This window comes from Streptomyces sp. MUM 2J (genome assembly GCF_022414535.1).
GTDB lineage: Bacteria > Actinomycetota > Actinomycetes > Streptomycetales > Streptomycetaceae > Streptomyces.
Genome location: NZ_JADWYM010000111.1, coordinates 1 through 1,244, shown reverse-complemented (window position 1 = coordinate 1,244; position 1,244 = coordinate 1). Strand labels below are relative to the sequence as shown.

The window sequence follows — 1,244 nt, the reverse complement described above, 5'->3', positions numbered from 1 at the left end:
GGGTAGAGCGGGTGCTGGTCGGCGAGCGCTCGCACGCGCGCCCTCAGGGGCTCGGCGTCGGTCTCCCCGAAGGGCGACGGCGCCTTGAGGGTCTCCGCGATCACGTCCGCGACCTCGGCGAAGTCCTCGGCGGTGAAGCCGCGGGTGGCCAGGGCGGGCGTGCCGATCCGCAGACCGGAGGTGACCATCGGGGGACGCGGGTCGTCGGGTACGGCGTTGCGGTTGACGGTGATGCCGACCTCGTGGAGGCGGTCCTCGGCCTGCTGCCCGTCCAGCTCGGACTCGCGCAGGTCGACGAGGACGAGGTGCACGTCCGTGCCGCCGGAGAGCACGTTCACCCCGGCCTCACGGGTGTCGGCGGCGGTCAGCCGTTCGGCGAGGATCCTCGCCCCCTCCACCGTCCGGCGCTGCCGCTCCGCGAACTCCGGCGAGGCGGCGATCTTGAAGGAGACCGCCTTGGCCGCGATCACGTGCTCCAGGGGGCCGCCCTGGAACCCCGGGAACACGGACGAGTTCAGCTTCTTCGCGAAGTCCTGCCGGGCGAGGATGATGCCGCCGCGCGGACCGCCGAGGGTCTTGTGCGTGGTGGAGGTCACCACGTCCGCGAACGGCACCGGGTTGGGGTGCAGGCCCGCCGCGACCAGACCGGCGAAGTGGGCCATGTCCACCCACAGGTACGCGCCGACCTCGTCGGCGATCCGGCGGAAGGCCGCGAAGTCCAGCTGCCGCGGGTACGCCGACCAGCCCGCGATGATCACCTTCGGGCGGTGCTCCTTGGCGAGGCGCTCCAGCTCGGCCATGTCGACCAGACCGGTGGCGGCGTCCACGTGGTAGGCGACCACGTCGAACTGCTTGCCGGAGAAGTTCAGCCGCATCCCGTGGGTCAGGTGGCCGCCGTGCGCCAGGTCCAGGCCCAGGATGGTGTCCCCGGGCTTGGCCAGCGCGAACAGCGCCGCCTGGTTGGCGGAGGCACCGGAGTGGGGCTGCACGTTGGCGTACTCGGCGCCGAACAGCTCCTTGAGCCGGTCGATGGCGATCCGCTCGGTGACGTCGACGTGCTCGCAGCCACCGTAGTAACGGCGGCCCGGGTAGCCCTCGGCGTACTTGTTCGTGAGGACCGACCCCTGCGCCTCCATCACCGCGACCGGCGCGAAGTTCTCCGAGGCGATCATCTCAAGGGTGGACTGCTGGCGGACCAGCTCGGCGTCGACGGCCGCGGCGACCTCGGGGTCGAGCTCGTGCAG

1 protein-coding gene is annotated in these 1,244 nt (G+C 71.8%); it reads right to left on the bottom strand.

Annotation, left to right across the window (positions count from 1 at the left end; all coding sequences use genetic code 11):
- Nucleotides 1-1,244 (bottom strand): serine hydroxymethyltransferase (glyA, locus tag I3F54_RS31845; RefSeq protein ID WP_240122403.1); only part of this gene is annotated, 1,244 nt, incomplete at both ends.